Origin of the sequence: Pseudofrankia coriaricola, assembly GCF_032027725.1 — a bacterium.
GTDB lineage: Bacteria > Actinomycetota > Actinomycetes > Frankiales > Frankiaceae > Pseudofrankia.
Window position 1 is genome coordinate 83,313 of the sequence record NZ_JASNFO010000045.1, and the last position, 25,581, is coordinate 108,893.

Annotated in this window: 19 protein-coding genes; 13 read left to right on the forward strand and 6 right to left on the reverse strand. The window is 72.4% G+C overall.

The window, feature by feature from the left end; genetic code table 11:
- Nucleotides 1–176: 176 nt before the first annotated feature.
- The 4 genes from QOZ89_RS24610 (at nt 177) to QOZ89_RS24625 (ending at nt 3,917) form a co-directional block, all read left to right on the forward strand.
- A complete protein-coding gene (locus QOZ89_RS24610) occupies nt 177–881 on the forward strand; it encodes a SigE family RNA polymerase sigma factor (RefSeq protein ID WP_312625534.1) in 705 nt (234 codons plus the stop codon).
- Nucleotides 878–2,209 (forward strand): Kelch repeat-containing protein, encoded by a 1,332-nt coding sequence (locus tag QOZ89_RS24615; RefSeq protein WP_312625536.1) that lies wholly within the window; start codon nt 878–880, stop codon nt 2,207–2,209. The genes QOZ89_RS24610 and QOZ89_RS24615 overlap by 4 nt, the downstream gene beginning before the upstream one ends.
- A gap of 251 nt (nt 2,210–2,460) precedes the next feature.
- Nucleotides 2,461–3,159 (forward strand): RNA polymerase sigma factor, encoded by a 699-nt coding sequence (locus QOZ89_RS24620; protein WP_071053506.1) that lies wholly within the window; start codon nt 2,461–2,463, stop codon nt 3,157–3,159.
- The gene (locus QOZ89_RS24625) at nt 3,156–3,917 is read left to right on the forward strand and encodes a pentapeptide repeat-containing protein (RefSeq protein WP_071053507.1); all 762 of its coding nucleotides are present in this window, start codon (nt 3,156–3,158) and stop codon (nt 3,915–3,917) included. The genes QOZ89_RS24620 and QOZ89_RS24625 overlap by 4 nt, the downstream gene beginning before the upstream one ends.
- A gap of 138 nt (nt 3,918–4,055) precedes the next feature.
- Here QOZ89_RS24625 and QOZ89_RS24630 read toward each other — a convergent pair whose 3' ends face one another.
- The gene (locus QOZ89_RS24630; protein WP_071053508.1) at nt 4,056–5,528 is read right to left on the reverse strand and encodes a protein kinase domain-containing protein; all 1,473 of its coding nucleotides are present in this window, start codon (nt 5,526–5,528) and stop codon (nt 4,056–4,058) included.
- A 55-nt stretch (nt 5,529–5,583) separates the two neighbouring features.
- Nucleotides 5,584–9,516, reverse strand: a complete 3,933-nt coding sequence (locus QOZ89_RS24635; RefSeq protein ID WP_312625541.1) for a protein kinase domain-containing protein — start codon at nt 9,514–9,516, stop codon at nt 5,584–5,586.
- Nucleotides 9,517–10,030: 514 nt separating this feature from the next.
- Here QOZ89_RS24635 and QOZ89_RS24640 point away from each other — a divergent pair.
- The 6 genes from QOZ89_RS24640 to QOZ89_RS24665 all read left to right on the forward strand — a co-directional run bounded on the left by QOZ89_RS24640 (nt 10,031) and on the right by QOZ89_RS24665 (nt 17,048).
- Nucleotides 10,031–11,683 carry a carboxyl transferase domain-containing protein gene (locus tag QOZ89_RS24640; RefSeq protein ID WP_071053510.1) on the forward strand — a complete coding sequence of 551 codons (1,653 nt, stop codon included), beginning with the start codon at nt 10,031–10,033 and terminating at the stop codon, nt 11,681–11,683.
- 49 nt (nt 11,684–11,732) lie between these two features.
- A complete protein-coding gene (locus QOZ89_RS24645) occupies nt 11,733–13,931 on the forward strand; it encodes an acetyl/propionyl/methylcrotonyl-CoA carboxylase subunit alpha (RefSeq protein WP_312625587.1) in 2,199 nt (732 codons plus the stop codon).
- Between the two features lie 126 nt (nt 13,932–14,057).
- Complete coding sequence (locus QOZ89_RS24650; RefSeq protein WP_071053512.1) at nt 14,058–15,209, forward strand: acyl-CoA dehydrogenase family protein; 1,152 nt, start codon at nt 14,058–14,060, stop codon at nt 15,207–15,209.
- A 191-nt stretch (nt 15,210–15,400) separates the two neighbouring features.
- Complete coding sequence (locus QOZ89_RS24655) at nt 15,401–15,637, forward strand: type II toxin-antitoxin system CcdA family antitoxin (RefSeq protein WP_274536629.1); 237 nt, start codon at nt 15,401–15,403, stop codon at nt 15,635–15,637.
- Nucleotides 15,634–15,996, forward strand: coding sequence for a type II toxin-antitoxin system VapC family toxin (locus QOZ89_RS24660; protein ID WP_312625545.1), 363 nt, complete (start codon nt 15,634–15,636; stop codon nt 15,994–15,996). The genes QOZ89_RS24655 and QOZ89_RS24660 overlap by 4 nt, the downstream gene beginning before the upstream one ends.
- 8 nt (nt 15,997–16,004) lie before the next feature.
- Entirely contained in the window at nt 16,005–17,048 is a 1,044-nt protein-coding gene (locus tag QOZ89_RS24665; RefSeq protein ID WP_312625547.1) for an aminoacyl--tRNA ligase-related protein, read from the forward strand.
- Nucleotides 17,049–17,160: 112 nt separating this feature from the next.
- Here QOZ89_RS24665 and hpnH read toward each other — a convergent pair whose 3' ends face one another.
- The gene (gene hpnH / locus QOZ89_RS24670; protein WP_312625549.1) at nt 17,161–18,282 is read right to left on the reverse strand and encodes an adenosyl-hopene transferase HpnH; all 1,122 of its coding nucleotides are present in this window, start codon (nt 18,280–18,282) and stop codon (nt 17,161–17,163) included.
- A 336-nt stretch (nt 18,283–18,618) separates the two neighbouring features.
- Entirely contained in the window at nt 18,619–19,188 is a 570-nt protein-coding gene (locus QOZ89_RS24675; RefSeq protein ID WP_071053516.1) for a TIGR03086 family metal-binding protein, read from the reverse strand.
- A 239-nt stretch (nt 19,189–19,427) separates the two neighbouring features.
- On the opposite strand from QOZ89_RS24675, the gene QOZ89_RS24680 reads away from it, so the two are divergent.
- A complete protein-coding gene (locus QOZ89_RS24680) occupies nt 19,428–20,048 on the forward strand; it encodes a TetR/AcrR family transcriptional regulator (protein ID WP_071053517.1) in 621 nt (206 codons plus the stop codon).
- Nucleotides 20,049–20,097: 49 nt separating this feature from the next.
- Here QOZ89_RS24680 and QOZ89_RS24685 read toward each other — a convergent pair whose 3' ends face one another.
- Together QOZ89_RS24685 and QOZ89_RS24690 are read right to left on the reverse strand one after the other, a co-directional pair.
- Nucleotides 20,098–21,057 carry a thioesterase family protein gene (locus QOZ89_RS24685; RefSeq protein WP_083419911.1) on the reverse strand — a complete coding sequence of 320 codons (960 nt, stop codon included), beginning with the start codon at nt 21,055–21,057 and terminating at the stop codon, nt 20,098–20,100.
- Nucleotides 21,054–21,815: a crotonase/enoyl-CoA hydratase family protein gene (locus QOZ89_RS24690; RefSeq protein WP_312625556.1), complete on the reverse strand. Its 762-nt coding sequence runs from the start codon at nt 21,813–21,815 to the stop codon at nt 21,054–21,056. The genes QOZ89_RS24685 and QOZ89_RS24690 overlap by 4 nt, the downstream gene beginning before the upstream one ends.
- Before the next feature lie 369 nt (nt 21,816–22,184).
- On the opposite strand from QOZ89_RS24690, the gene QOZ89_RS24695 reads away from it, so the two are divergent.
- Together QOZ89_RS24695 and QOZ89_RS24700 are read left to right on the forward strand one after the other, a co-directional pair.
- Complete coding sequence (locus QOZ89_RS24695; RefSeq protein WP_312625558.1) at nt 22,185–23,210, forward strand: MBL fold metallo-hydrolase; 1,026 nt, start codon at nt 22,185–22,187, stop codon at nt 23,208–23,210.
- A gap of 210 nt (nt 23,211–23,420) precedes the next feature.
- Nucleotides 23,421–25,580 carry an acyl-CoA dehydrogenase family protein gene (locus QOZ89_RS24700; RefSeq protein ID WP_071053520.1) on the forward strand — a complete coding sequence of 720 codons (2,160 nt, stop codon included), beginning with the start codon at nt 23,421–23,423 and terminating at the stop codon, nt 25,578–25,580.
- Nucleotide 25,581 lies beyond the last annotated feature (1 nt).

Below are 25,581 nucleotides of genomic sequence, written 5' to 3' on the forward strand. Positions count from 1 at the left end.
GCGGCAGGCGGCATCCCGGCCCGGGACATGGATGCTGCCCTCCGGTAGGGACCTGAGTCCGCGACGAGACCGGGCGATCCGGCGGGTCTTCGCGCGCAACCTTTCTCGCCTGGAAGGCGTATCAGTGGCAGGGAGACGCGGACTGCGTCCCCCAGGACGCGGAGGCAGGGCGGTCGGTGCGTGGTGACGTCGGCGGGGAGCCGCGGGCACGGGGGCGCGGCGTGAAGGAGGGCGTCCGTGCCCGGCCGGCCGGAACCCCGCTGGCCAAAGCCCCGCCGCGCGGGAACCAACCGGCCGAGAACCGGACGGCCAGGAATCCGGCCGACGGCGACCCGGTCGACGGCCACCCGGTCGACGGCGACCCGGCCGATGAGGACTTCGCGGGGTTCGTGCGGCGGTGCGGGACGCGGCTGACGCGCTTCGCCTACCTGCTCGTCGGGGACGTGGGGCAGGCCGAGGACCTGGTGCAGACGGCGCTCGTCAAGACCTGGCTGCGGGGCACGCATGTGACGGCGGACGGGCGCGAGGCCTATGTGCGCCGGGTGATGGTGACGACGTCCGTGTCGTGGTGGCGCGGCGCGCGCTGGCGGCGCGAGCGGTTACCCGGCCCCGCCGCCGCCGGCGGCGGCGGCGACCGGCCGGACCTGACCGAGCGGGCAGACCCTGTCGACGCGATCTTGCTCGTCGACGAACGTGACGTGCTGGTCGCCGCCCTGCGCCAGCTGCCGCCGCGCCAGCGGGCCGCCGTGCTGCTGCGGCACTACCTGGCGCTGACCGAGGCCGAGACCGCCGCCGTGCTGCGCTGCTCGGTGGGCACCGTGAAAAGCCAGACCAGCCGGGGCCTGGCGACCCTGCGCACGATGCTGGAGGCCGGCCGATGATGACCGACGAGCAGCTTGCCGACCTGCTGCGCCGCACGGCCGACCGGGTGCCGGTCAACGCGCGGCTGACCGACCTCGTCCAGGCTCGTGTCCGGCGGGCCCGCCGGCGTCGCCGCGCCGGCGCCATCGCGTCCGCCGCGGCCGGCGTGGTCGTGGTACTCGTCGCTGTCGTGGCGCTGGTCGCCGGGCCGGTCAGGCATGACAGCGGGCCGCGCCCGGAGCCGCCCGCGACCGGTGTCGACGCCTGGCGGTGGCGCGACCTGCCGTCGCCGCGACCGTTGATGTTCGGCGATACCGAGCGGACCCTCGTCGTGGGCCACTCCCTCGTCGTCCTCGGCCGCGAGCCGACGCACTGGACCGCGGTGGTGTCCGATCCGGTCGGCGCGCCGTTCGGCGCTCGCGACCCCGCCCCGGACACCTGGATGACGCAGGCGACCGTCGCCGTCTCCGACACGACGGTCTACCTGTGGGGCGGCTCCATCGTGGGGAGCACCAACGGCGGTGCTTACGAGACCGGCAGCGACCTGGCCTTCGACGTCGCGACCAGGACCTGGTCGAAACTGCCGCCAGCACCCATCGAGTCCCGTACCGGCGCCGTCGCCGTCTGGACCGGCAAGGAGCTGGTGGTCTGGGGCGGATCGCGTGAGCTCGCTCCCAGGCCCGATGGCCAGCGGACCCAGGTGTTCACGGACGGCGCCGCCTACGACCCGTCGACGCGGGCCTGGACCGTCCTTCCGCCAGTGTCCGTCCCCGCTAGCCTGGTCCCCGTCAAGGCCGTCGCTGCCAGCGGCAAGGTGGTCATCTGGGCCCAGGCGGAAGGCCGGGGTTCGGACCCGGCCGAGGGCCGGACGCTCGTCTACGACCCGGCCACCCGCCAGTGGACGGTGGCCCCAGGCCCGCCGCTTACGACGCCGGCCGGCGGCACGGGTCTGGTGACCACCACCGACGGCCCCGTCGCCGTCGCCGCGACTCTCAGCTCGGCGTGGCACAACCGGCCGCCTGCCGCCGCGCGCTTCGACGTCGCCGCCGAAACCTGGACGCCGCTGCGCGGCCCCAGCCTTCCGCCCGACACGCTGTGCGGCACCACGGTCGTGCCGCTGCGCGACCTGGCCGCCGCGACGACCGTCGCGGCCGTGATCCCGAACTGCGGGGGCGCGTTCCCCCAGGTCCTCGACCCCACCCGCCGGCACTGGGTGCCCCTCGCCGCGTGGGGCGCCGACAAGGCCCTCGCGGGCGTCCCCTCCTCCGGCGACGCCTTCCTCACCTCGGACAAGCTCCCCGCCACCCAGCGCCCAAGCCGCCCGGGCGCGCAGATCCTTGCCCCATGAGCCGAGCCGAGGCTTTGCCGTACTCGGGACGAGGTATCCGGGGACGGGACGGGGACGGCGGCAATCCGCCCCATACCTGACCGGCATGGTTCGCCGCGAGCTGGTGTCCGGCATGTCCGGCTGTGGCAGGCTGGTCGCGCATGGACTGGAGTCGCGCACGGATGAGAGGCGACCGGTGTCCGTGCCCGGGGACGTGGGTTGGATGGAGCCCCGTCCGTAGGACGGGTACGAGGACGGGCCTGTGAGGGCGGATGGCTGACGACTCCGCGGTCGACGACGACCGGGCGTCGCGGCTTGCCGGGGATGCGGCGCTGTATGCCCGGCTGATCGAGGTCGGCTTCGCCGGGCCCGACTACGAGGTGGTCGCCGATGCCCTGGCCCGCTACGGCCACCAGGTCCTGCACGCGTGGCTGGTCAGCGGGCAGATCACGCAGGAGTGCGCTCGCCGGGGCCTGGGTGGGGTCCGCCGCCTCGCCGCCGGCGAGATCACCCTGACCCGTGACGACATCGACGACCTGGTGCAGGAAACCCTCATCACGGCCCTGGCCCGGTTCCAGGACGCCGGCCGGGAAGGCCGCGGCTGGTCGCCGAAGGGAGGCGCGAAGCTGTCGACCTACTTCATCGGTGGCTGCGTGCTGGCATTCGGCGGCACCGTCTATCCGCGGTGGGAACGCCAGCGCCTCTCCGGAGCGCTGGTGGGTGAGGGTGTGCATGCCCTCGATCTTCGTGATCCCGCGCTTCGTGATCCCGCTGACCTGTTCACGATGCGCGAGGATCTCGCGGCGGCCCTGCCTCCGCCCGGCCGGCTGCGGACCGCGGTCCTGCTGTCCGCCACCGGCCACACCTACGAGGAGATCGCCCGGTTCCTCGGCGAGGACGTCACCCCGCGCGCGGTCGAAGGCATGCTCTACCGCTTCCGCCAGGGACTAAAGGGAGGAACGCGGTCATGAGCGCCTCCGGCCCGGTCGACATCCACCAGCTTCTGGCGAGCTCCTCGCTCGGCGATCCCGTCAGCCGGAGCATCCTGGACCGCGCCCCCCGCTCTCTCGCCGAGACGCTCCACGACGTCGGCTCCTCGACGTCCGAACTGACGAGCCGCAGCCTGGCCGACCTCCTCGACCTCGGTAACCTCGGCGGATCTGATCCGGTGGCGGGCCCTGAGTCGGCCGACCTCCGTGAGGTGGACCTCGGCGGGGCCGACCTTCGGGAGGCGACGCTGCGCGGCGCCGATCTTCGCGGGGCGACGCTGCGCGGCGCGGACCTGCGCGGGGCGACGCTGCGGCGCGCCGACCTCGGCAGGACCGACCTTCGGGATGCGAACCTCGGCGGGGCCGACCTTCGGGAGGCGACGCTGCGCGGCGCCGACCTGCGCCGGGCGGCCTTCGGCCTTGCCGACCTGCGGGGGGCCGACCTGCGTGACGTGAACGTCGGCGGTGCCGACCTCAGCGGTGCCGATCTTCGGGACGTGGTTCTCGGTGGGGCGGACCTGCGCGGAGTGACGCTCGGTCTGGCCGACCTGAGCGGGGCCGATCTTCGCGGGGTGAACCTTCGGGGTGTCGACCTGCGTGGGGCGACGCTGAGCGGGACCCTGCTGCACGAGGCGCACTGGTCGTCGGACACAGCCTGGCCACGGGCATGGGTGGAGCGGATGCGCGACACGTCCGCGGAGGTCGGCGAGGGCCTGTTCGTGGTCGGCGGCCAGGCCTGAGCGATCCAGGTCCCGGTGGCGGCCGGTGCCAAGACCGCGGGCTTCCCGGGAGATCGGGAAACGGATCGGCTCCGAGGGCACCGAGGACAACCGGCGACGCGGGTGGTCCGCCCGGCGGAGGCGGGAGCGACTCGTGGGTCAGCCGTATTTGTCGAGCGCGTGGCGGAGCTCGGCGGCCGTGGAGAAGCCGATGGCCGGCTGGTCACGGAGGGCCTGGTCGATGACCTGGGCCAGTCCCGCGGGAATGGTGGGGTCGTGCTTGCGGATGGGCACCGGGTTGTTCTGGAGGACGACCTGCCAGGGGTCTCTGCGCCCGGTGAAATCGCGGGGATGGGCGCCGGTGAGAGTCCAGTAGAGGCAGGCGGCCAGCGCCCAGACGTCGACGTCGGGCTGGGCGTGCTTGAAGTTGATGACCTGCTGGCGGGGCATGAACCAGGGCTTTCCGGCGGCGGTGCCGGTACGGGTGAGCCCGGACAGCCCGGCCTGGTCGAAGGCCTTGGCGAGGCCGAAGTCGCCGACCTTCGCGACAGGGGAGGTCCCGTCGGTGAGCAGGATGTTCTGCGGGCTGAGGTCGCGGTGGACGACGCCCTGGTCGTGCGCGTGCTCAAGCCCTTCCAGGGCCTGCAAGGCGAGCGGGAGTGCCTCGTCGAGGGGCAGCCTGCCGCCGCGGCGGGCGACGAGCTTGTCGAGGCTGCCGCCGGCGCAGTACTCCAGGGTGAAGTAGAAGCCGCCGTGGGCCGTGCCGATGTCGTGCAGGCTGACGATGTGGCGGTGTCGCAGCTCCTTGCTGATGGCGATCTCGCGCAGGAAGCGGGCCCGCACGTCGGGCTGGGCGGCGACCCGGGGCAGCATCACCTTCAGAGCGACCTCATGACCGGTGGTGTCGTCGCGGGCGAGGTAGACGGCGCCCATCCCACCGCGGCCGAGCTCGCGCAGCAGGGTGTAGCCGCCGATCGCGGCGAGTTCCCGGTCGCCGGAGCGGGCGCGCCGCAGCAGGTGACGTAGGACCTTGCCGGGGTCAGCCAGGCAGACGGCGCACAGGTCGCTGCCCGGTCCGGCGCGGCGGGCGCCGGCGAGCGGCTCGCCGCAGGCGGCGCAGCGTGGGGACACGGGCGCGGGCGACGCGGGGCAGTTTCGCCGGGCGGCCCGGGCGCGGCAGGCCGCGCATTGGATGGTCCCGGCCTCCGCCCCGGCCTCCGCCTGGGCGCCGTCCGGGATCTCCCGGCCGCAGCCGACGCAGTGGAGCGGAGTATGCACGGACACCCGGAAGGTCGTCGACCCGATCTTCAGCTCGTCGCCGTCGGTCAGGTCGTGTTCCGGGAAGGTCTGGGCCGCGGCCTCTTCCGGGGTCTGGTGGGCCTCGCGCTGGCCGATCTTGACGTCGTTGACGTACGTGCCGTTGAGACTGCCGAAGTCGCGCACGCGGATGTCGGGCGGGTTGATGTCGAGCAGGCAGTGGTGCCGGGAGACGGTGCGATGGTCGGCGTCGTCGGGAAGCCGGGGGGTGCAGCCGTCCGCGCGGCCGAGGATACAGGTGTTTCGTTCGGTGAAGGTGAATTCCTCGCCTTGCAGCCGTCCGTGGGTCACCTTCAATGTGACGGTGGCCGGCATCGTCGTCTCCGTATCCTCGCCACCCGCATCCGCGGGATAGGTGAGTGGGCTTCTGCTACGCCCCGGGTAGCGGGGGCAGGGCTTCCCAGTTCCGGGCCATACGTTCCAGCTCCGCCTTTACACCGGCCGGGCGTATCCACCCGTAGCCGGAGTATTGCAACTGGCGGAGCAGGCTGTCGACGTCCGTTTCGGTCCACGAGGGCCTACCCCGGCGGGAAAGACCCAGCCGGATCTGCTGTTCCGAGACTTCGCCCCGCGGCGGCAGGCTGCCCGCAACGGGAGTGTGCAACGTCAGGAAGGTTTCGAGATGGGGCCTGACGCCCTCGTCCCAGTCGGCCGGGTCCCGGGCCTCGAGCTCCCAGTCGATCTCCCACACCCGCACCGTCCGGTCGTCGCTGCCGGACAGGGCGAGGCGCCCGTCGGCGCTCACACACACCGAGGTCACCTCGCTGGTGTGTCCGGTGAGGGTGTGCAGGCAGTGGCCGGTGGCCAGGTCCCACACCCGCACCGTCCGGTCCTGGCTGCCCGACAGGGCGAAACGGCCGTCGGCGCTCACGCACACCGAGTACACAATCCCAGTGTGTCCTTTGAGGGTGTGCAGGCAGTGGCCGGTGGCCAGGTCCCACACCCGCACCGTCCGGTCCTGGCTGCCCGACAGGGCGAAACGGCCGTCGGCGCTCACACACACCGAGTACACCCCAAAAGTGTGTCCTTTGAGGGTGTGCAGGCAGCGGCCGGTGGCCAGGTCCCACACCCGTACCGTGCAGTCCTTGCCGCCGGATACGGCGACACGCCCGTCGGGGCTCGCACACACCGAGGTCACGGCCTTCAGGGCCCCGTTCAGGATGGCGGTGTGTCCTTTGAGGGTGTGCAGGCAGCGGCCGGTGGCCAGCTCCCACACTCGCACCGTGTTGTCGTGGCTGCCGGACAGGGCGAGACGCCCGTCGGCGCTCACGCAGACCGAGTTCACCTCCCCGGCGTGTCCCTGGAGGATGCGTAGGCAGCTGCCGGTGGCCAGGTCCCACACCCACACCGTGCTGTCATTGTCGCTGGACAGGGCGAGACGCCCGTCCGAGCTCACGCAGACCGACTTGATACCAAAAGTGTGTCCGTTGTCGAGGGTGTGCAGACAGCGGCCGGTGGCCAGCTCCCATACCCGCACCGTGTTGCCGAGGCTGCTGGACAGGGCGAGACGCCCGTCCGCGGCCACACACACCGAAGTCACGTTGCCGTGTCCGTCGATGATTCTCGACTGCCAGATGCCGCGGACACCGGTTCTTACCGAGAACAGTGAAAGCCGTCGCCAGGTTTCCAGGGCTCGCGGGTCCCGCTCGTACCCCGGTATCGTCCGCGCCTTTCTGAGCAGGGTGAGCGCGGCCGGGAAGCGGCCCTCCGTGGTAGGAAGCTCGGCCGCGCTCAGCAGCGTCTCCAACTGTGTTTCATGCCGCACCAGCTCGGCATGTGGACGCAGGCGGCACAGCTGGAGCGAGGCGACATCGGCCCCCACGTTCGGCAGCTCCCACACCCGCACCGTCCGGCTGTAGCTACTGGACAGGGCGATGTGCCCGTCCGCGCTCACACAGACCGACTGCACGTTCCCGGTGTGTTCTTGGAGGGTGCGTAGGCAGTGGCCGGTGGCCAGGTCCCACACCCGCACCGTCCGGTCGTCGCTGCCGGACAGGGCGAGACGCCCGTCGGCGGTCACACACACCGAGTTCACACCGCCGGTGTGTCCTTTGAGGGTGTGCAGGCAGTGGCCGGTGGCCAGGTCCCACACCCGCACCGTCCGGTCGTCGCCGCCGGACAGGGCGAGACGCCCGTCGGCGGTCACACACACCGAGTACACCAAAGAAGTGTGTCCTTCGAGGATGTGCAGGCGGCGGCCGGTGGAGAGCTTCCGCACCCGCACCGTCCGGTCGTCGCCGCCGGACAGGGCGAGACGCCCGTCGGCACTCACACACACCGAGTTGACGTCCCCGGTGTGTCCTTTGAAGGTGCGTAGACGGCGGCTGAAGGTGCGTAGGCGGCGGCCGGTAGCCAGCTTCCACACCCGCACCGTCCGGTCGTCGCTGCCGGACAGGGCGCGCCGTCCATCGGCGCTTACGCAGACCGAGTTCACGGTAGACGTGTGTCCTCGGAAGGTGCGTAGGCGGCGGCCGGTGGCCAGGTCCCACACCCGCACCGTCCGGTCGTCGCCGCCGGACAGGGCGCGACGCCCGTCGGCGGTCACACACACCGAGTTCACGTCCTCGGTGTGTCCTTCGAGGACGTGCAGGCAGCGGCCGGTGGCCAGGTCCCACACTCGCACCGTGTCGTCGTGGCTGCCGGACAGGGCGAGACGTCCGTCGGCACTCACACAGACCGAACTCACGGCAGACGTGTGTCCTTCGAGGGTACGTCGACGGCGGCCGGTGGCACCATCGGCGCGGGCACGTCGCAGCGCCGCGCGGACTTCGGTGTCCTCAGGGGCGCGCCGCGCCGCCTCCTCGAGGAGAGGAAGGGCCGAGTCGACGTCGCCGCGCTCGAGGTGCACCTGGGCAAGCAGCCGCTGCATCAGCGCGCGCCGCGCCGCCTCCGCGGGGACCTTGAGGACAGGAGGGGGCACGTCGACGTCGCCGCGCTTGAGGTGCGGCTGGGCAAGCGGACGCGGCACCGGCCCGGGGTCTGGTGCACTCGCCAGGACCGCCTCGAGTCTGGCCACCAGCTCGCTGTCGGTCATCCTGCCTGCCCGCCAGCGCAGCAACCCGGCGTTGTAGGTCGCCTCCAGGTGCTGCGGGTCGGCCGTCAGCGCCTCATCGAACAACATCTCCGCCTGCTTGACCCGGTCAAGGTCCAGCATCGACAGCGCCCGGTTGGTCAGCTCATCCGCCCGAAGCTCCGCCTCCCGCGGCGCCGTCCGAGGCAGGACATGGCCTAGTTCCCGCTGGTAGATGTCCGTGATCTCGGCGGCGATCTCGGCCATGCCGCCCGGCCTGGCGGCCGGGTCGTCGGCCAGGCAGCGCGCCAGCAGGTCAGCCAGCTGCGGCGGCATCGACGGACGGCTGGGGTCGGCGGGGCCTCGGGTCCGGTAGTCATCCAGGGCGGCGCCGGCGGCGGGACCGGCTAGCCAGGTGACCTCGCCGGTGAACATCTCCAGCACGGTGACCGCGAAGCTGAACACGTCGCTGCGCCGTCCCACCGGCTCGCCGGCCGCCTGCTCTGGTGAGGCATAGGCCGGCGACAGGCCCCCACTCGTGACCAGCACGGTCGCCGCCACGCCGGCCGGGCTCGGGCGCGGCCCGCCGGCGAGGCCCTTCGACCGGGCGAGGCCGAAGTCCGTCACCTTGGCCGTGCCCTCGGAGTCGAGGAGGATGTTCGCCGGCTTCAGGTCCTGGTGGACGACTCCCCGCCCGTGCGCGTGCTCCACTCCCCAGGCGGCCTGGACAGCGACGTCGAGGACGCGGCCCAGCGACTCCGCGGCCCCGCCATGGTAGAGCCGGCCGTCGTCGATCCAGTCGCGCAGGCTGCCGCCGTCGACGTACTCGGCGAACACGCGGGGGATCCCGCCGAGCGTGCGGACGTAGTGGCAGGCGCACAGGTGCGGGTGGACCCCGAGGTTCACCCAGGTTTCCGCCTCCCGGACGAAACGCTCCCTGTCCGCCTCGCCGGCGAACAACTCCGGCCGTGGGCTCTTGACCGCCAGGTCGACGTTCCAGCCGAGGTGGTGGACCCGGTAGACCAGGCCCATCCCGCCCGACTCGAAGACCTGCCGCACCTCGTACAGGTCCAGGATCCGGTGCCCGACCGCCCAGACGGCGGGAACATCCCGGGCATCCGCGGAGGATGACGCCGCCCGCCGCGCTGGCGCCGCGGGCGCGGTCTCCAGAACGGTGGCGTTCCGGGCCGGCGCCGCGGGCTCTGCTTTCGGCGCCCGCGAGAATTCCGGGCCTTCTCCGCCCTCGCCTCCCTTGTCAGTCTTCCTGCGACGCGGCCACCTCACCGTTCCCACGGCGCCCCTTCGTCATCGCGCATGGTACCGACAGGCCATCCAAGAAAGTGGCGCGAGTTCACCCGGAAAAGAGAGAACCGTGAGCCCCCTTGTCCACGATATTGGTACCGTACACCGGTCAGGAAGGACATGTGACGACCTTTCGGAAACGTCGGCGCACCGTTGCGGCGGTTGTTGGTGTCTAGGTCCTACGGTCATGGCGGGCCGTTCCCATGCCCGGGGAATGTGAGTAATCCCGTGGCCGCCGGGCGTGGGACCGACGGCGTGACGCCCGTAGAACCGGCACGAGAGCGACCCATGGGACGATGCGGGGGAGCGTCCTCGACCCGTAGAAGGCGGTCTCGCCGCCTGACGCCGAACCCCGGCGTACGGACGCTCCGGGCGCCGAGCTGGCGCCGCTCCGGCGCCACGGAGAGGGTTCGACCGGGTTCGGGTGACCCGAGTGCGGTGTGACGTAGGCACTCCCGCCGCGCAGAACTGGCGTCGGCGGTTAACGGACGCTAACCTGGCGGACATGTTAGCGGCCACTAACCTCGGGTCTCACCCGCTCGGTCCGGCGGCGGGGGCGGTGCTGACCAGCAGGGTCGAAGCGGGGTCGGCGGAGGGCCGGGCGAACGCGGCGCGGCACGCGGAGCTCGTCGCCGAGCTGCGCGCGAAGCTCGCCGGGGCCCGCGGCGGCCCCGAGTCCGCCGTGCGCCGGCACGTCGACCGGGGCAAGCTGCTGCCGCGCGACCGGGTCGACGGGCTGCTCGACCGCGGCAGCCCCTTCCTGGAGCTCTCGCCGCTCGCCGCCGACGGGATGTACGACGGCGACGCGCCGGGCGCGGGCATCATCACCGGGATCGGCCGGGTCTCCGGCCGGGAGTGCGTGATCGTCGCCAACGACGCCACCGTCAAGGGCGGCACGTACTACCCGATGACGGTGAAGAAACACCTCCGGGCCCAGGAGGTGGCCCTGCACAACCGGCTGCCCTGCGTCTACCTGGTCGACTCGGGCGGCGCGTTCCTGCCGCTGCAGGACGAGGTCTTCCCCGACCGGGAGCATTTCGGCCGGATCTTCTTCAACCAGGCGACGATGTCCCGCCGCGACATCCCGCAGATCGCCGCGGTGCTCGGCTCGTGCACCGCCGGCGGCGCCTACGTGCCGGCGATGAGCGACGAGGCGGTGATCGTGCGCGACCAGGGCACGATCTTCCTCGGCGGCCCGCCGCTGGTGAAGGCCGCGACCGGCGAGGTCGTCTCCGCCGAGGAGCTCGGCGGCGGCGTGCTGCACGCGCGCACGTCCGGCGTCACCGACCACCTGGCCGAGGACGACGCCGACGCGCTGCGCATCGTCCGCCAGATCGTCGGCGCGCTCGGCCCGCGCGCGCCCCGCCCCTGGGACGTCGTCCCGACCGAGCCGCCGGCCGTCGACCCGTCGACGCTGTATGCCGCCGTCCCGACCGACGCGAAGATCCCCTACGACGTCCGCGAGGTGATCGCACGGGTCGTCGACGGCAGCCGGTTCGCGGAGTTCAAGCGGGAGTACGGCTCGACGCTGGTGTGCGGCACGGCGAGGATCCACGGGCACCCCGTCGGGATCATCGCGAACAACGGCGTGCTGTTTTCCGAGTCGGCGCTGAAGGGCGCGCATTTCATCGAGCTGTGCGACGCCCGGTCGATCCCGCTGCTGTTCCTGCAGAACATCACCGGGTTCATGGTGGGCCGCGAGTACGAGGCCGGCGGCATCGCCAAGCACGGCGCGAAGATGGTGACGGCTGTGGCCTGTGCGCGGGTGCCGAAGTTCACCGTCGTCATCGGCGGCTCGTTCGGCGCCGGCAACTACTCGATGTGCGGCCGGGCGTACTCGCCACGCTTCCTGTGGATGTGGCCGAACGCGCGGATCTCGGTGATGGGCGGCGACCAGGCCGCGGCGGTGCTCGCCACGATCCGCCGTGACCAGTCCGAGGCCAGGGGGCAGGACTGGAGCGTCGAGGCCGAGGAGACGTTCCGCCAGCCGATCCGGGACCAGTACGAGGCGCAGGGCAGCCCCTACCACTCGACGGCGCGGCTCTGGGACGACGGCGTGATCGACCCGGCCGACACCCGCACCGTCCTGGCCTTGGCCCTGTCCGTCGCCGCGAACGCCCCGATCGACGACCGCGGCTACGGCGTCTTCCGCATGTGAGCCCGCCGCGGCGGAGACAGCAGAGGTGAATGGGCAGGTGACTGGAGCGATGTTCGACACGGTGCTGGTGGCGAACCGCGGGGAGATCGCGGTCCGGGTGATCCGGACGTTGCGGCAGCTCGGGATCCGGTCGGTCGCCGTCTACTCGGACGCGGACGCCGGCGCCCGCCACGTCCGCGAGGCCGACGTCGCGGTCCGGATCGGCCCGGCGCCCGCGCGCGAGTCGTACCTGAACCCCTCCGCGGTGCTGGCCGCCGCCTGGGCGACCGGCGCCCGCGCGATCCACCCGGGCTACGGCTTCCTCTCCGAGAACGCCGCGTTCGCCGCCGCCTGCGCCGACACGGGCGTCGTCTTCGTCGGGCCGCCGGTGCGGGCGGTCGAGGTGATGGGTGACAAGATCGCCGCGAAGCGCGCGATGATCGACGCGGGCGTGCCGGTGGTGCCCGGGCGGGCCGAGCCGGGGATGGACGCCGCGGCGCTCGCCGAAGCCGCCGAGGAGATCGGGTTCCCGGTGCTGATCAAGCCATCGGCCGGCGGCGGCGGCAAGGGCATGCGCGTGGCCCGCTCGGCGGCCGAGCTGGGCGACGCGATCGCGTCGGCCCGCCGGGAGGCGGCGAACGCGTTCGGCGACGACACCCTCTTCCTCGAGCGCTACGTCGAGGGCCCCCGCCACATCGAGGTGCAGGTCCTTGCCGACGCGCATGGCACCGTCATCCACCTGGGTGAACGCGAGTGCAGCCTCCAGCGGCGCCACCAGAAGATCATCGAAGAGGCGCCGTCGGCGCTGCTCACCGCGCACCCCGGCGGCGCGGCGACCCGGGAGCGGATCGGCGCCGCCGCCGTCACCGCCGCCGCGGCCGTCGGCTACGTCGGGGCCGGCACGGTCGAGTTCATCGTCGCGGGCGACGAGCCGGAGACCTTCTACTTCCTGGAGATGAACACCCGCCTACAGGTCGAGCACCCGGTCACCGAGCTGGTCACCGGCGTCGACCTGGTCGCCGAGCAGCTGCGTGTCGCGGCCGGTGAGCCGCTGCGGCTGCGCCAGCGAGACGTCGTCCTGTCCGGCCACGCCGTCGAGGCCCGCGTCTACGCCGAGGACCCGGCCCGTGGCTTCCTGCCGACAGGTGGGGAGATCGTCGCCCTCGCGGAGCCGGTGGGAGAGGGGGTGCGGGTCGACTCGGGGGTCGCGGCCGGCACGACGGTCGGCTCCGACTACGACCCGATGCTGGCGAAGGTGATCGCCTGGGCGCCGGACCGCGTGGGCGCGCTGCGCCGGCTCGACGCGGCGCTCGCCGGCACCGTGCTGCTCGGCGTGACCACCAACCTCGGCTTCCTGCGCACCCTGCTCGGCCACCCCGACGTCCGCGCGGGCGCGCTGGACACCGGCCTCGTCGAGCGCCACCTCGCCGAGCTGACGGCCGCAGCCCGCCCCGCGGAGGCGAACGCCACGGCCGGCGCCACCGAAGCCGTCGGCGGGCCGCCGGGGGACGCGCTCGCCGTGTACGCGCTCGCGCAGCTGTCGCGGCTCGGGCCGGCCGGGCCGGTCGTCGACCCGTGGGACATCCCGTCCGGCTGGCGGGTCGGCGACGACGCCTGGCTGTCCTGGACGGTCGACGTAGGCGGTGGCGTGCGCCGTCGGGTGGACGTGCGCGGCCTGCCGGCCGCCGCGTCGGTGCGCATCGACCAGCGGGCGCCGATAGCGGCGTCCGTCGCGCGGGTCGGCGAGCCCGCCGCGGCCGGCGCGGCTGGTGCGGTTGGTGCGGCCGGGACGGGTGGCGCGGCCGCCGTGATGGGCACGGTCTCCGGCGGCGGCCTGGCCGCGGCGGAGCGGCTGCTCGTCACCCTCGACGGCGTGACGAGCAGCTGGTACGTCGCGGCCGGTCCCGCCGCCCCCGGGGCGACCTCCGGCGTGCTGTGGGTCGGCGCCGGCGGGGCCGCGTGGCCGCTCGCGGAGTGGGTGCGCGAGCCGGGGGCGGCCGCGGCGGCGGCCGGCGACGGGCAGGCCCGCAGCCCCATGCCCGGCACGGTCATCGCGGTCGACGTCGCCGCCGGCGACACCGTCGCCGAGGGCCAGCGGCTCGCCGTCGTCGAGGCGATGAAGATGGAGCACGCGATCACCGCGCCGGTCGCGGGCCTGGTCAAGGACGTCCTGGTCGGCGTGGGAGCGCGGGTCGATCTCGACGCCCTGCTCGCCGTCGTCGAGCCGGCCGCCGCGGAGCCGAGCGCCGCCGCCGAGGCGGGCGCATGAGGGCCATCCTGGAACACGGGAAGCACCCGTCGGCGGCCTCGCTCAGGAGCACCTTCACCGCCGGGGCCGGCCTGTGCCGTGGCCGCCACACCAGCCGACCAGCGCTGATCAGTAAGGAGCGCGACGATGCCTGACACCCGGCTCACCGACGAGCAGGAGGCACTGCGCAAGACGATCGAGGAGTTCGCCCGCGAGGTCGTCGCCCCGGTCGCCGCGCACCACGACGAGACGAAGACGTTCCCCTACGAGGTCGTCGCCCAGATGGGCGAGCTGGGGCTGTTCGGGCTGCCGTTCCCTGAGGAGTACGGCGGCCAGGGCGCCGAGTACTTCACGCTGTGCCTGGCGATCGAGGAGCTGGCCAGGGTCGACTCGTCCGTCGCGATCACCCTGGAGGCGGGCGTCGGGCTCGGCGCGATGCCGATCTACCGGTTCGGGACCGAGGAGCAGCGCCAGGAGTGGCTGCCGGAGCTGACGAGCGGGCGCGCGCTCGGTGCGTTCGGCCTGACCGAGCCCGGCGCCGGCAGCGACGCGGGCGGCACCCGCACCACCGCCCGCCTCGAGGGCGACGAATGGCTGATCAACGGCTCGAAGGCGTTCATCACCAACTCGGGCACCGACATCACCCGCGTCGTCACCGTCACCGCCATCACCGGCCGCTCCGAGGCCGGCAAGCCAGAGATCTCCACGATCATCGTTCCGGTCCCGACGCCCGGCTTCACCGCCGAGCCCGCGTACTCCAAGGTCGGCTGGCACGCCTCCGACACCCACCCGCTGTCCTTCACCGACGTGCGGGTGCCCGCCGCGAACCTTCTGGGCGAGCGCGGCCGTGGCTACGCGAACTTCCTGCGGATCCTCGACGAGGGCCGGATCGCGATCTCGGCGCTGTCCGTCGGCCTCGCCCAGGCCTGCGTCGACGAGTCGGTGAAGTACGCGAAGGAGCGCCAGGCGTTCGGCGCCCCGATCGGCACCTACCAGGCGATCCAGTTCAAGATCGCCGAGATGGAGGCGCGGACGCACGTCGCCCGCACCGCCTACTACGACGCCGCGGCCAGGATGCTCGCCGGCCGGCCGTTCAAGAAGGAGGCGGCGATCGCCAAGCTGTTCTCCTCGGAGACGGCGGTGACGAACGCCCGCGAGGCGACGCAGATCTTCGGCGGCTACGGCTTCATGAACGAGTACCCCGTCGCCCGCCACTGGCGCGACGCGAAGATCCTGGAGATCGGCGAGGGCACCTCCGAGGTGCAGAAGATGCTCATCGCCCGCCATCTGGGCCTCTAGCCGGCGCACCGGCCGGAGCGGGTGAGCGAGGGCTTGACGAGCCGCCTGACCGCCTCGGTCGACGGTAAGTCACGACATGTGCACCCTGTTTAGATTTGTCCCTACGTGTCGCCACCAGTACTGTCGTACTGGCCAGTGTCCGAGTCATCACAGGAAGATCGTTGGGGGTCGCCGGTGTGTATGGTATGCGCATGGCGAGGGTGAACATCACGGTGCCTGATGATCTTCTCGTGCGCGCGAAGGCGGCTGGTGTCAACGTCTCGCGGGTGACCGCGGCCGCGCTGGTCGAGGAGCTCGACCGGCAGGCGAAACTCGCCGAGCTGGACGCATACCTTCTCGAACTGGAGAACGACCTCGGACCGATCCCCGCCGACGAGGCGGCTGCCGCCCGTGACTGGGCTGACCGCCTCCAGAGGCACTCCCGATGACGCTCGTCCTCGACTCGGGCGGCCTGTCGGATCTGGTGCACCACCGCGCGCGGCTGGCCGAGCTACGCGCCCGCGGGCTTTGGCCCGCGCAGGTCCCGGTCGTGGTCCTGACCGAGGCTCTCACCGGCAACCACCAACGTGACTTCCACACGAACAGGCTGCTGCGGGCCTGCCAGGTCCGCGAGGTCGACGAGCTGTTGGCGCGCGAAGGGGCCAGGGTTCGGACCGCCACCGGGCGTGCCGGATCCATCAGCGCGACCGACGCCATCGTCGCGGCCTTCGCGGCAACCCAGCACGATCCGGTCATCCTCACGAGCGACCCCAACGCACCGGCCGGTGGGACCGCTACGGCGACCTGATGTTCCGCGTGACGGACCGCAGGGGGACCGAGCTCTGCCTGGGCCCGACGCACGAGGAGCTGGTTACCGGCCTGGTCGCGGGCGAGGTCGGAAGCTACCGCGACCTGCCGCTGCGGGTCTTCCAGATCCAGACCAAGTACCGCGACGAGCTGCGGCCGCGCGCCGGTCTCCTGCGCTCCCGGGACTTCGTCATGAAGGACGCCTACAGCTTCCACGACGGCCAGGACTCGCTGCGTGAGACCTACCGGGTGATGTACGACGCCTACGAGCGGGTCTTCACGCGCTGTGGGCTGCGGTTCCGCGCTGTCGAGGCGCAGGCCGGCGAGATCGGCGGCGACGTGAACCACGAGTTCATGGCGCCCACCGAGGTCGGCGAGGATCTCGTCGTGTACGCGCCCGCGGGCACCTATGCTGCGAACCTGGAGGCCGCCACCTGCGCCCGCCCGGCGCCGGTCGAGTCGGGGACCCGTCCGCTGCTCCGCGCCCACACACCGGGGGCGCGCAGCGTCGACGAGGTGGCCGGGTTCCTCGGGATCCCGGCGAGCCAGATCCTGAAATGCCTGCTCTACAAGATTCCGGACGGTGCGGCAACGGAGGTCGTGGCCGCGCTGTGCCCGGGCGACCGGGAGGTCAACGAGCACAAGCTCGCGCGGGTGCTCGGCGCGGTGCCCGTCCTCCTGGACGCCGCCGACTTCGCCGCGCACCCCGCTCTGGTGCGCGGGCATGTCGGCCCGGTCGGGCTCGCTCCCCACGTCGCCAGGATCGTCGCGGTGATCCCGCTGGGCCGCAAGGTCGACCCGACCGTCGTCCAGGCCGTTACCGACGCGCTCGCGGAAGCCGGTCTCGACGTTCTCGTCGACGACCGCCCGGGCGGCTCTGCCGGCGTCCGGTTCGCCGACGCCGACCTCATCGGCTGCCCTTACCAGGTCATCGTCGGCCGGCGCGCGGCCGAGGGCATCGTCGAGCTCCGCTCCCGCGACCGCTCCGTCGTCACCGAGACCCTCGTCGACGACCTGGTCACGGCTCTCGCCCGCCTCCGCCACGCCCACTGAGCGCCCGGCCGCGTAGCTGCTCCGCGCGGTGCCCGTCCTCTTGGACGCCGCCGACATGTCCACGCACCCCGCCTTGGTGCGCGGGCATGTCGGGCGGGGCCGGCGAGGCGCGCTACGCGTCGATCTTCTGGGGTGTGTCGGCTGTCGCGGCCGGCGACTCCTGCCGGGGGACGGTCACGGTCGCCTGCTTGCGCTTGCCGCCGAGCAGGGCCGGCACGACAGCCGGCGCGGCGGAGCTGCCGGCGGCGCGGATCGACTCGCGCAGCGACGCCATGGTCGCGGAGAGCGCGGTCGGCTCGTAGCCGCAGTGCGCCATGCAGTTGTCGCAGCGCGGGTCACGGCCCCGGCCGTACGACTCCCAGTCCGTGGTCTCCAGCAGCTCCTGGTAGGACTTGGCGTAGCCGTCGCCCATGAGGTAGCAGGGCTTCTGCCAGCCGAACAGCGAGTAGGACGGAATTCCCCAGGCCGTGCACGGGAAGTCGACCTTGCCCTCGAGGAAGTCGAGGTACAAGGGCGAGTGGTTGATCCGCCACCGGTTGCGGCGGCCCCCGGCGAACGCGTCGCGGAACAGCTTCCGGGTCTCCTCGACGCCCATGAACTTGTCCTGACCGGGCGCCTTCTCGTACGCGTAGGCCGGCGACAGCATCATCCCGTCGACCTTCAGGTCGTTGTTGAGGTAGTCGAGCACCTCGATCACGGTCTGCGGGGTGTCGGTGTTGAAGAACGTCGTGTTGGTGGTGACCCGGAAACCGCGCCGCTGCGCGTCCCTGATGGCGTCCACGGCCTGTGCGAAGACGCCCTGCTTCGCCACCGACTCGTCGTGGCGCTCCTCGAGACCGTCGATGTGCACCGCGAGCGACAGGTACGGCGACGGCCGAAGCTTGTCGACCTTCCTGGGCAGAAGCAGCGCGTTGGTGCACAGGTAGATGAACTTCTTCCGCTTCACCAGGCCGGCGACGATCTCCTCGACCTGCGGGTGCATGAGCGGCTCGCCGCCCGCGAGGCACACCACCGGCGCGCCGCACTCGTCCACGGCGGCCAGCGCCTGCTCTACCGGCATGCGCTGCTTCAGAATGTCCGCCGGGTGCTGGATCTTTCCGCAGCCCACGCAGGCGAGGTTGCAGGCGAACAGCGGTTCCAGCTCCAGCGTGATCGGAAACTTCGTCCGCCCCGCGAGTCGCTGCTTCAGAATGTACGCGCCGATTTTGATCGCCTGACGCCGGGGAATACTCATCTGCGCCCTTCCCGCCGTTGTTCAACAGCCGTCCACTGGGTGGCCGCGCCTCCCTTTGCTCGGTCACCCTAAGCGAGCGGTTTCTTCGGCGCCGGGTGCAAGGATGTCGTGGGAAGGATGTCGCGAACACCGAGTACGCCCGTCGGCCGCCGATACGTCCGTGGCGCCGATCCTGGCTGCTCGTGGTTCGGCGGACATCGTGTCCGGCTGTTGGCTTCTCGTGGCTGCGGGTGGTGAAACGGCGTGGCTTTGGGCCGCGCGAAAGGGATCTGCTCGCAGCCTGGAATGATCTCGTCCTGTCGGAGGAAACAACCGTCACGAGTGATGAGTCGTAGGTCAGTGCGGTGCGAGGGAGCGGCCGACGAAGGCCAGCAACCGCCGGTGGGCGGGGGCGTCGGCTGGGACGGGGACCGCGGAGCCGAACATGCCCGGCCGGCGGAAGATGTCGAAGTCCATGCCCTGCATGATCGTGAGCAGTTCGGCGCATGCGCGTTCGTCGACGAGATGCCCCTGGCCGGTGGCGATCGCCAGGTCGGCTCCGTGGACCAGGACCTCGGTGAGGTGGATGAGCGCGGCCATCGTCCCGGGGACGGCACCGAACCCGAGGCACACGGTCGTGTCCAGCACGTTGGGGCGGTGCCAGGCCGCGCGGTCGAGGTCGGCCGCGGTGGCGAAGGCGGCTGGCGGGTTGGCACCGAGCCAGTCGGCGTCGTGGTCGGCGCCGGCGTCGGTCGCGGTGAGCTCGGCCGTGAAGATCCGCATACCGCCCGCCAGGTGGTTGAGCTCGGCGCGCACATCCCAGTCCGGGCAGGGCGTGGGCGCGGCGAACTGGTCGTCGGTGATGCCTTTGACGATGGCGGCGGTCATGTCGAGGGCACGGTTGATCTGGTCGATCACGCTGGTCATGTCGTGGTCCTCAGGAGTCGAGGTGATTCAGGCGGCTTTGGCCAGGACGTCGTGAGGCCAGCCGTGAACGCGGGTGAAAGCCAGGCACTGGGCGCCTGGGCTGGCAGGGTCTCGGTGCTCTGGTCGGCGGTGAGAGCAGGGCTTCCCGATCGACGCTAAGGCAGTTGGTGGCTGCTTTAAGGGCACGATAGTAGACAGACTCGGTCAAACGCAAGTATGGGCTGCGTTAAGGTGGCGGCATGTCGGAACCACGGCCGACTCGCCGGCCCGGCGGACGCAGCGCCCGCGTCCGCGCTACGGTGCACCGGGCGGTCACCGGCCTGATCGTCGAACGCGGCTACGGACACTTCACGGTGGGCGATGTCGCCACCCGCGCCACCGTGGCCGACAGCAGCATCTACCGCCGCTGGGGCACCCTCGAGACCCTGCTCACGGATGTGGCGATCACGTGGCTGACCACGACCTCCCCCATCCCCGACACCGGCGGCCTGGAACAGGACCTGCGTACCTACGCCGCCAACGTCGCCCGCGACCTCACCGGCCCCGACGGGCTGGCGGTGCTACGCCTGGTCATCGCCCTGTCGTCGGCGGGAGAGGCCGGCATACAGGCGCGGGATGCGTTCCTGGCGGAACGCGGACGCCAACTCCAGGACATGCTGGATCGCGCCCTCGACCGAGGCGAACACCCACCAGAGGGCCTGGACATCCTCGACCACATCCTGGCCCCGATGTACGTTCGCGTGCTGTTCGGCGCCGGGCCGCTCACCCCCGCCTACACCGACACGCTGGTCGACCGCCTGCTGGCTCTTCGCGGCTACTCGGCGGACCCACTCAGGAGGAGCGGTAGAGCTCAGGACTGAGCTGCGCAGGTAGCCGAGCAGACCGGTGGCGTCGTGGACCGGCCACGCGTCAGCGTGGCCGCGTGCGGTCCGGGAGGCGGGCCGGGTTGGCCTTGCCGGGGTTGGCGAGTGTGGTCGTGGCGCAGGTGCCGAGCAGGCCGGCGGCGTCGTGGATGGTCGCCTGGCCGAAGGAGACGCCGTCGACGGCGTGCTGGTCCTCGGCGAGGACGCCGAAGAACTCTCCGACCGGCTCGCGGACCAGCGTCAGCGTGAAGTCGGTGTTGATGTACTGGATGCCGGCGGTGCCGCGATGGGTCGTCGGGCTGGTCATGTCGGCGACCAGCACCGCCCGCACCAGCGGGGTCAGCTCCGTGCCCTCGACGACCTCGCGCAGCTCGCGCACCCACACCCCACCTCGCTGGACGCTCGCGGTCGGGCCGAGCGCGCCGGTGAGCGTCACGCCGGGCGCCATCGGCCGGACGTCGGCGCGCGAGCCCGCCTGCAGCCGCGGGTCGGGGGAGCCCAGTTCGGGCGCCGGCCACTCGTCCCGGTCGGCGTGCCAGATCTCGCCCGGCGGGTTGCTCGACGGGCGCAGGAACACCGCCGTCGCGCGGGTGACGGGCACGCCGTCGTGGCTGACGTGCACGTCGGCGACCCGGATCCGCCCGCCGGCCCGGACCAGCGACGTGGTCACCGCGAGCGGCGCGGAGGGGATCACGCGGAACATGTCGACGGTGAGCCGGGCGAGCCGGTAGCCGGGCTCGGCCTGCTCCTGCTCCAGGACATGCCCGATCAGGCCGCCGAGGATGCGGCCGCTGACGGTCCTCGCCCCCCAGACGCCGCTGGCGAACCGGCCGGGCAGGTAGCGGCCGTCGTCGAGACGGCGGAAGTAGGCCCACGGGGGGCCGTCGTCGTCGCCGATGTCCGCGGGCGCCGGCTGGCCGTTGGGGAGCGCCGACTGGCCGTTGGGGGGCGCGGGCTGGTCGGCGGGGGGCGCCGGCTGGCCCGCGGCCGGCCCGGTCGTCGTCACTGGCCGCGCCAGACGGGCGGGCGTTTCTCGGCGAAGGCGCGCGAGCCCTCGATCGCGTCCCGCGACCGCACGACCGGGTCGAAGATCGGCGTCTGCCTCGCGGGCCAGTCCTCCTCGGTCCAGTCCGCGGACTCGGCGACGATCCGCTTGGTGGCCCGGACCGCCAGCGGCGCGTTCGCGGCGATCTCGGCGGCGAGCGCTCTGGCCGCGGTCAACGCCCCGCCAGGCTCGGTGAGCCGGTTGACCAGGCCATAGCGATACGCCTCCGGCGCCGCGAGGAAGCCGCCGGTGAGCGAGAGCTCCATGGCCAGGTGATAGGGGATCCGCCGCGGCAGCCGGTAGAGCCCGCCGCCGCCGGCGACCAGCCCGCGCTTCGGCTCCGGCAGCCCGAACCGCGCGTCGTCCGCCGCGGTGATGAGGTCGCAGGCGAGCACGATCTCGAACCCGCCCGCCACCGCGTACCCCTCGACGGCGGCGATCACCGGCTTGCGCGGCGGCCTGTGGGTGATCCCGGCGAGGCCGCGCTCCACCATCGGGCTCTCGCCGCGGACGAACGCCCTGAGGTCCATGCCGGAGCAAAAGGTGCCACCGGCGCCGGTGAGGATCGCCACAATGAGGTCGTCGCGGGCCTCGAACGCGCGCAGCGCCGTGTCCACGCCCACGCTCAGTGCCCTGGTGATCGCGTTCTTTGCCGCGGGCCGGTTGAGAGTGATCGTCATGACCCCGTCGGCCGCCTCGACCAGCACCTCGTCGGACACGTTTACCTCCTCACGAGGTGCGGGGGAGAGAACCAGGGGAGCAGCAGGACGAACCGCGAAGGACCTCGTTCCGTCGTACACGCCGGCCGCCGCGCCCCGCAAGCGGTTGCCCAGTGTCACTAGTTCTTGCTTCACGTAACCGGTCCGTGCCCGTCCTACCGTCGGTGATTGCGGAGGACTGGATTCCGGTTCTCTGGAATCCGGAGTTTACGCAAGAGTACGGTGAAGATATTCCTGACTGATGATCTACCGGCCGGGGGCTGCCGATGCCGTGGCGCCCGCCGGGGGCGGGCCCGTGTCGGACCCGGGCGCGGCCGTGGGTTGCCGGGGCCTGGGCGCGGAGCCGCGCCGTGGAGGAGGGCCCGACCGATGACGTCGCTTACGCAGCCGCCGAGCGTGGATCTGCCGCCCGTGGAACGGCTGCGGCCCGGGCTGTGGAGCATCCCCGTCCCGTTGCCGTCCATCGGTCTGCGCCACGTCTTCGTCTACCTCTTCGAGACCGACGCCGGTGGCTACATCGTCGACGCCGGCTGGGACACCGAGGAGGCGTACGACGCGCTCTCGGCTGGCCTGGCCATCGCGGGCTACCGCATCGGTGATGTCCGCGGCGTGCTGGCCACCCACATGCACCACGACCACTACGGCCTCGCCAAGCGGATCCGCGACGAGTCGGGTGCCTGGGTCGCGCTGCACCCGGCCGACGTCGAGATGCTCAAGCGGTTCGCGGGGGACACCTCCGACCTGCGTGCCGGCATGGCCAGGCTGCTGGTGCGCGCGGGCGTGCCGGCGGACGAGATCGCCACGATGACCCGGGCGCTGCCGCCGGCGGGCCAGTTTCCCGCGCCGGCGCTGCCGGACATCCTGATCGAGGACGGCGAGCGCCCTGACGTCCCCGGCTGGGACCTGCGCGCCATCTGGACGCCCGGCCACTCGCCCGGCCACCTGTGCTTCTGGGAGCCGGCGAACCAGCTGCTGCTGTCCGGCGACCACGTGCTGCCGCGCATCACACCCAACATCCCGTTCTCACCGGTCGAGGGCGCCGACCCGCTCGGCGACTACCTGGCCTCGCTCGACAAGGTCGGCGCCTACCCGGCCCAGGAGGCGCTGCCGGCGCACGAGTACCGCATCGCGAGCCTGCCCGCCCGGCTCGCCGACCTGCGCGCGCACCACGACCAGCGCTTCGGTGAGATCATCACCGCGATCCGCGACGGCGTCACGACCGCCTGGGCGATCTGCCAGCGGATGACCTGGTCACGCCCCTGGCACGACGTCGAGGGCTTCATGAAGCGGGCCGCGCTCGCCGAGGGCTTCGCGCACCTGCGTGCCCTGGAACGCCGGGGCGTCGTCCGCGAGCTCGACGGCGACCCGCCGACCTGGGAGCTCACCGCCGGCTGACGGTCGACAACTGACTGCCGACGACTGGCAGCCAACGGCCAACGGCTGGTCGTCCCAGCGGCCGCATGCTGCCCGGTCGTTCGGGATGCCCTCGGTCCTTCGGGATGCCGCCAGGTCCTCCGGATGAAACGATGTTCTAACCGTCCTAGCGTTTGACGGTGCGCTTCCCGTCGGAGGTGCCGCGGGAAGAGAAGTCGGAGGGGCCACGTCATGGCGATCGCCATCACCGAGGAGCATCGGGAGCTTGCCCGGACAGCACGGGCTTTCCTGACGTCCAACGACGCGCGGGCCGCGAACCGCGCGTTACTCGAGGCCGACGAGGAGCCGCTGCCGGCCTTCTGGAAGGAGTTCGCGGACCTCGGCCTGCTGGGCCTGCACCTGCCGGAGGAGCACGGCGGTGGCGGCGCCGGGCTGCCGGAGCTGGTGGTCGTCGTCGAGGAGCTGGGCCGCGCCGCCGCGCCGGGGCCGTTCGTGCCGACCGTCGCCGCCGCCGCGGTCATCGCGGCGGCCGGGGACGCGGAGCAGCGGGCCCGCCTGCTGCCCGGGCTGGCCGCCGGCGAGACGATCGGCGCCGTCGGGCTGCTCGGCGAGCTGACGCTCGCGGACGGCAGGCTGTCCGGGGCCGGGGGAGTGGTTCTCGGCGGCGCGCTGGCCACACTGTTCGTGCTCGTGGCCGGCGACGACGTCGTCCTCGTGCCGGCGGGCGCGGACGGGCTGACGGTGGAGGTCCCGAAGGCGCTCGACCCGGCGCGCCGTTCGGCTCGGCTGTGGCTCGACGGTGTCGAGGTGGCCGGCGTCCTGCCCGGCGCGCGCCGCCTGGCCATCGCCCTCACTCGGGTGATCTTCGCGGCCGAGGCCGTCGGCGGCGCCCTGGAGACGGTCGAGACCGCCACCGCCTACGCCAAGGTCCGCGAGCAGTTCGGGCGCCCCATCGGCTCGTTCCAGGCCATCAAGCACCACCTGGCGAACATGTTCGTCGCCTCGGAGCTGGGCACGGCGGCCGTCTGGGACGCGGCGCGGGCCGCTGTCGACGGTTCGGGTGCTGACGAGCTCGAGCTCGCCGCCGCGAGCGCCGCCGCGCTCGCCCTGGCGGCGTTCGCCGGCAACGCCTCGCTGAACATCCAGGTCCACGGGGGTATCGGCTACACCTGGGAGCACGACGCCCACCTGTTGCTGCGCCGCGCGACGACGCTAGCGGCCGTGCTCGGCACGGACGCGGCCGCCGCCGACGTCGCCGCGCTGTCCGCGGCCGGGGCGAGCCGCGCGTCGACGCTGGACCTGCCGCCCGAGGTCGAGGACGCCCGCGCGGGCGTCCGCGCCTTCGCTCGGGAGGTGGCCGCCCTCCCCGAGAGGGAACAGCTCGAGCGGCTCATCGACACCGGCTACATCCAGCCGCACTGGCCGAAGCCCTGGGGCCTCGCGGCCTCGGGCGGCCTGCAGCTCGTCATCGACCAGGAGTTCGCCGCCGCGGGCGTCCAGCGCCCGAACTACGGGATCACCAGCTGGAACATCCTCACCCTCGTCCAGCACGGCTCACAGGACCAGATCGACCGGTATGTGCGCAAGGCGCTCACCAGGGAGGAGATCTGGTGCCAGCTGTTCAGCGAACCGGCCGCCGGCTCCGATGCCGCCGGCATCCGCACCCGGGCTGAGAAGGTCGACGGCGGCTGGGTCATCAACGGCCAGAAGGTCTGGACCAGCCTCGCCCAGTACTGCCGGCGCGGCCTCGCGACCGTCCGTACCGACCCGGACGCCCCCAAGCACGCCGGCGTCACCATGATGATCATTGACATGAAGCACCCCGGCGTCGAGATCCGCCCGCTGCGCCAGACCACTGGGGACAGCCACTTTAACGAGGTCTTCCTCACCGACGTGTTCGTCCCCGACGCGGACGTCGTCGGCGAGCCGAACCAGGGCTGGAAGGTCGCCCGCGCGACGCTGGGCAACGAACGGGTCAGCATCGGCGGCGGCATCGGCGCTCCCGCGTCCGCCGACGTCGTCGAGCTGTACAAGGCCAGCCCCGACGCGTTCCCCGCCGCCGCCGAGCGCGTCGGCCGGCACGTCGCCGAGGGCCTGGCGCTGCGCCAGCTCAACCTGCGCGGTGCCGTGCGGGCGGTCGCCGGCGGCGAGCCCGGCCCCGAGGGCAACGTCACCAAGCTGGCGCTCGCGGAGCACACCGGGTCCGCCGCCGCGCTGAACCTCGCCTTCGCCGGCCCCGACACGGCGTTCCTCGAAGGCCCGGGCGCGGTCGCGGGCCGGGGCGCCCTGGGCTGGCGCGCCATGACGATCGCCGGCGGCACGTCCGAGATCACCCGCAACCAGATCGCCGAGCGCATCCTCGGCCTACCCCGCGACCCGCTGCTGAAGTAAC

Bases quoted from the DNA above. Each gene is read 5' to 3' on its own strand.
- QOZ89_RS24615 (WP_312625536.1), top strand. From the start codon at position 878: ATGATGACCGACGAGCAGCTTGCCGACCTGCTGCGCCGCACGGCCGAC.
- QOZ89_RS24620 (WP_071053506.1), top strand. From the start codon at position 2,461: ATGGCTGACGACTCCGCGGTCGACGACGACCGGGCGTCGCGGCTTGCC.
- QOZ89_RS24625 (WP_071053507.1), top strand. From the start codon at position 3,156: ATGAGCGCCTCCGGCCCGGTCGACATCCACCAGCTTCTGGCGAGCTCC.
- QOZ89_RS24630 (WP_071053508.1), bottom strand. From the start codon at position 5,528: ATGCCGGCCACCGTCACATTGAAGGTGACCCACGGACGGCTGCAAGGC.
- QOZ89_RS24640 (WP_071053510.1), top strand. From the start codon at position 10,031: ATGTTAGCGGCCACTAACCTCGGGTCTCACCCGCTCGGTCCGGCGGCG.
- QOZ89_RS24645 (WP_312625587.1), top strand. From the start codon at position 11,733: ATGTTCGACACGGTGCTGGTGGCGAACCGCGGGGAGATCGCGGTCCGG.
- QOZ89_RS24650 (WP_071053512.1), top strand. From the start codon at position 14,058: ATGCCTGACACCCGGCTCACCGACGAGCAGGAGGCACTGCGCAAGACG.
- QOZ89_RS24655 (WP_274536629.1), top strand. From the start codon at position 15,401: ATGGCGAGGGTGAACATCACGGTGCCTGATGATCTTCTCGTGCGCGCG.
- QOZ89_RS24660 (WP_312625545.1), top strand. From the start codon at position 15,634: ATGACGCTCGTCCTCGACTCGGGCGGCCTGTCGGATCTGGTGCACCAC.
- hpnH (WP_312625549.1), bottom strand. From the start codon at position 18,282: ATGAGTATTCCCCGGCGTCAGGCGATCAAAATCGGCGCGTACATTCTG.
- QOZ89_RS24675 (WP_071053516.1), bottom strand. From the start codon at position 19,188: ATGACCAGCGTGATCGACCAGATCAACCGTGCCCTCGACATGACCGCC.
- QOZ89_RS24680 (WP_071053517.1), top strand. From the start codon at position 19,428: ATGTCGGAACCACGGCCGACTCGCCGGCCCGGCGGACGCAGCGCCCGC.
- QOZ89_RS24695 (WP_312625558.1), top strand. From the start codon at position 22,185: ATGACGTCGCTTACGCAGCCGCCGAGCGTGGATCTGCCGCCCGTGGAA.
- QOZ89_RS24700 (WP_071053520.1), top strand. From the start codon at position 23,421: ATGGCGATCGCCATCACCGAGGAGCATCGGGAGCTTGCCCGGACAGCA.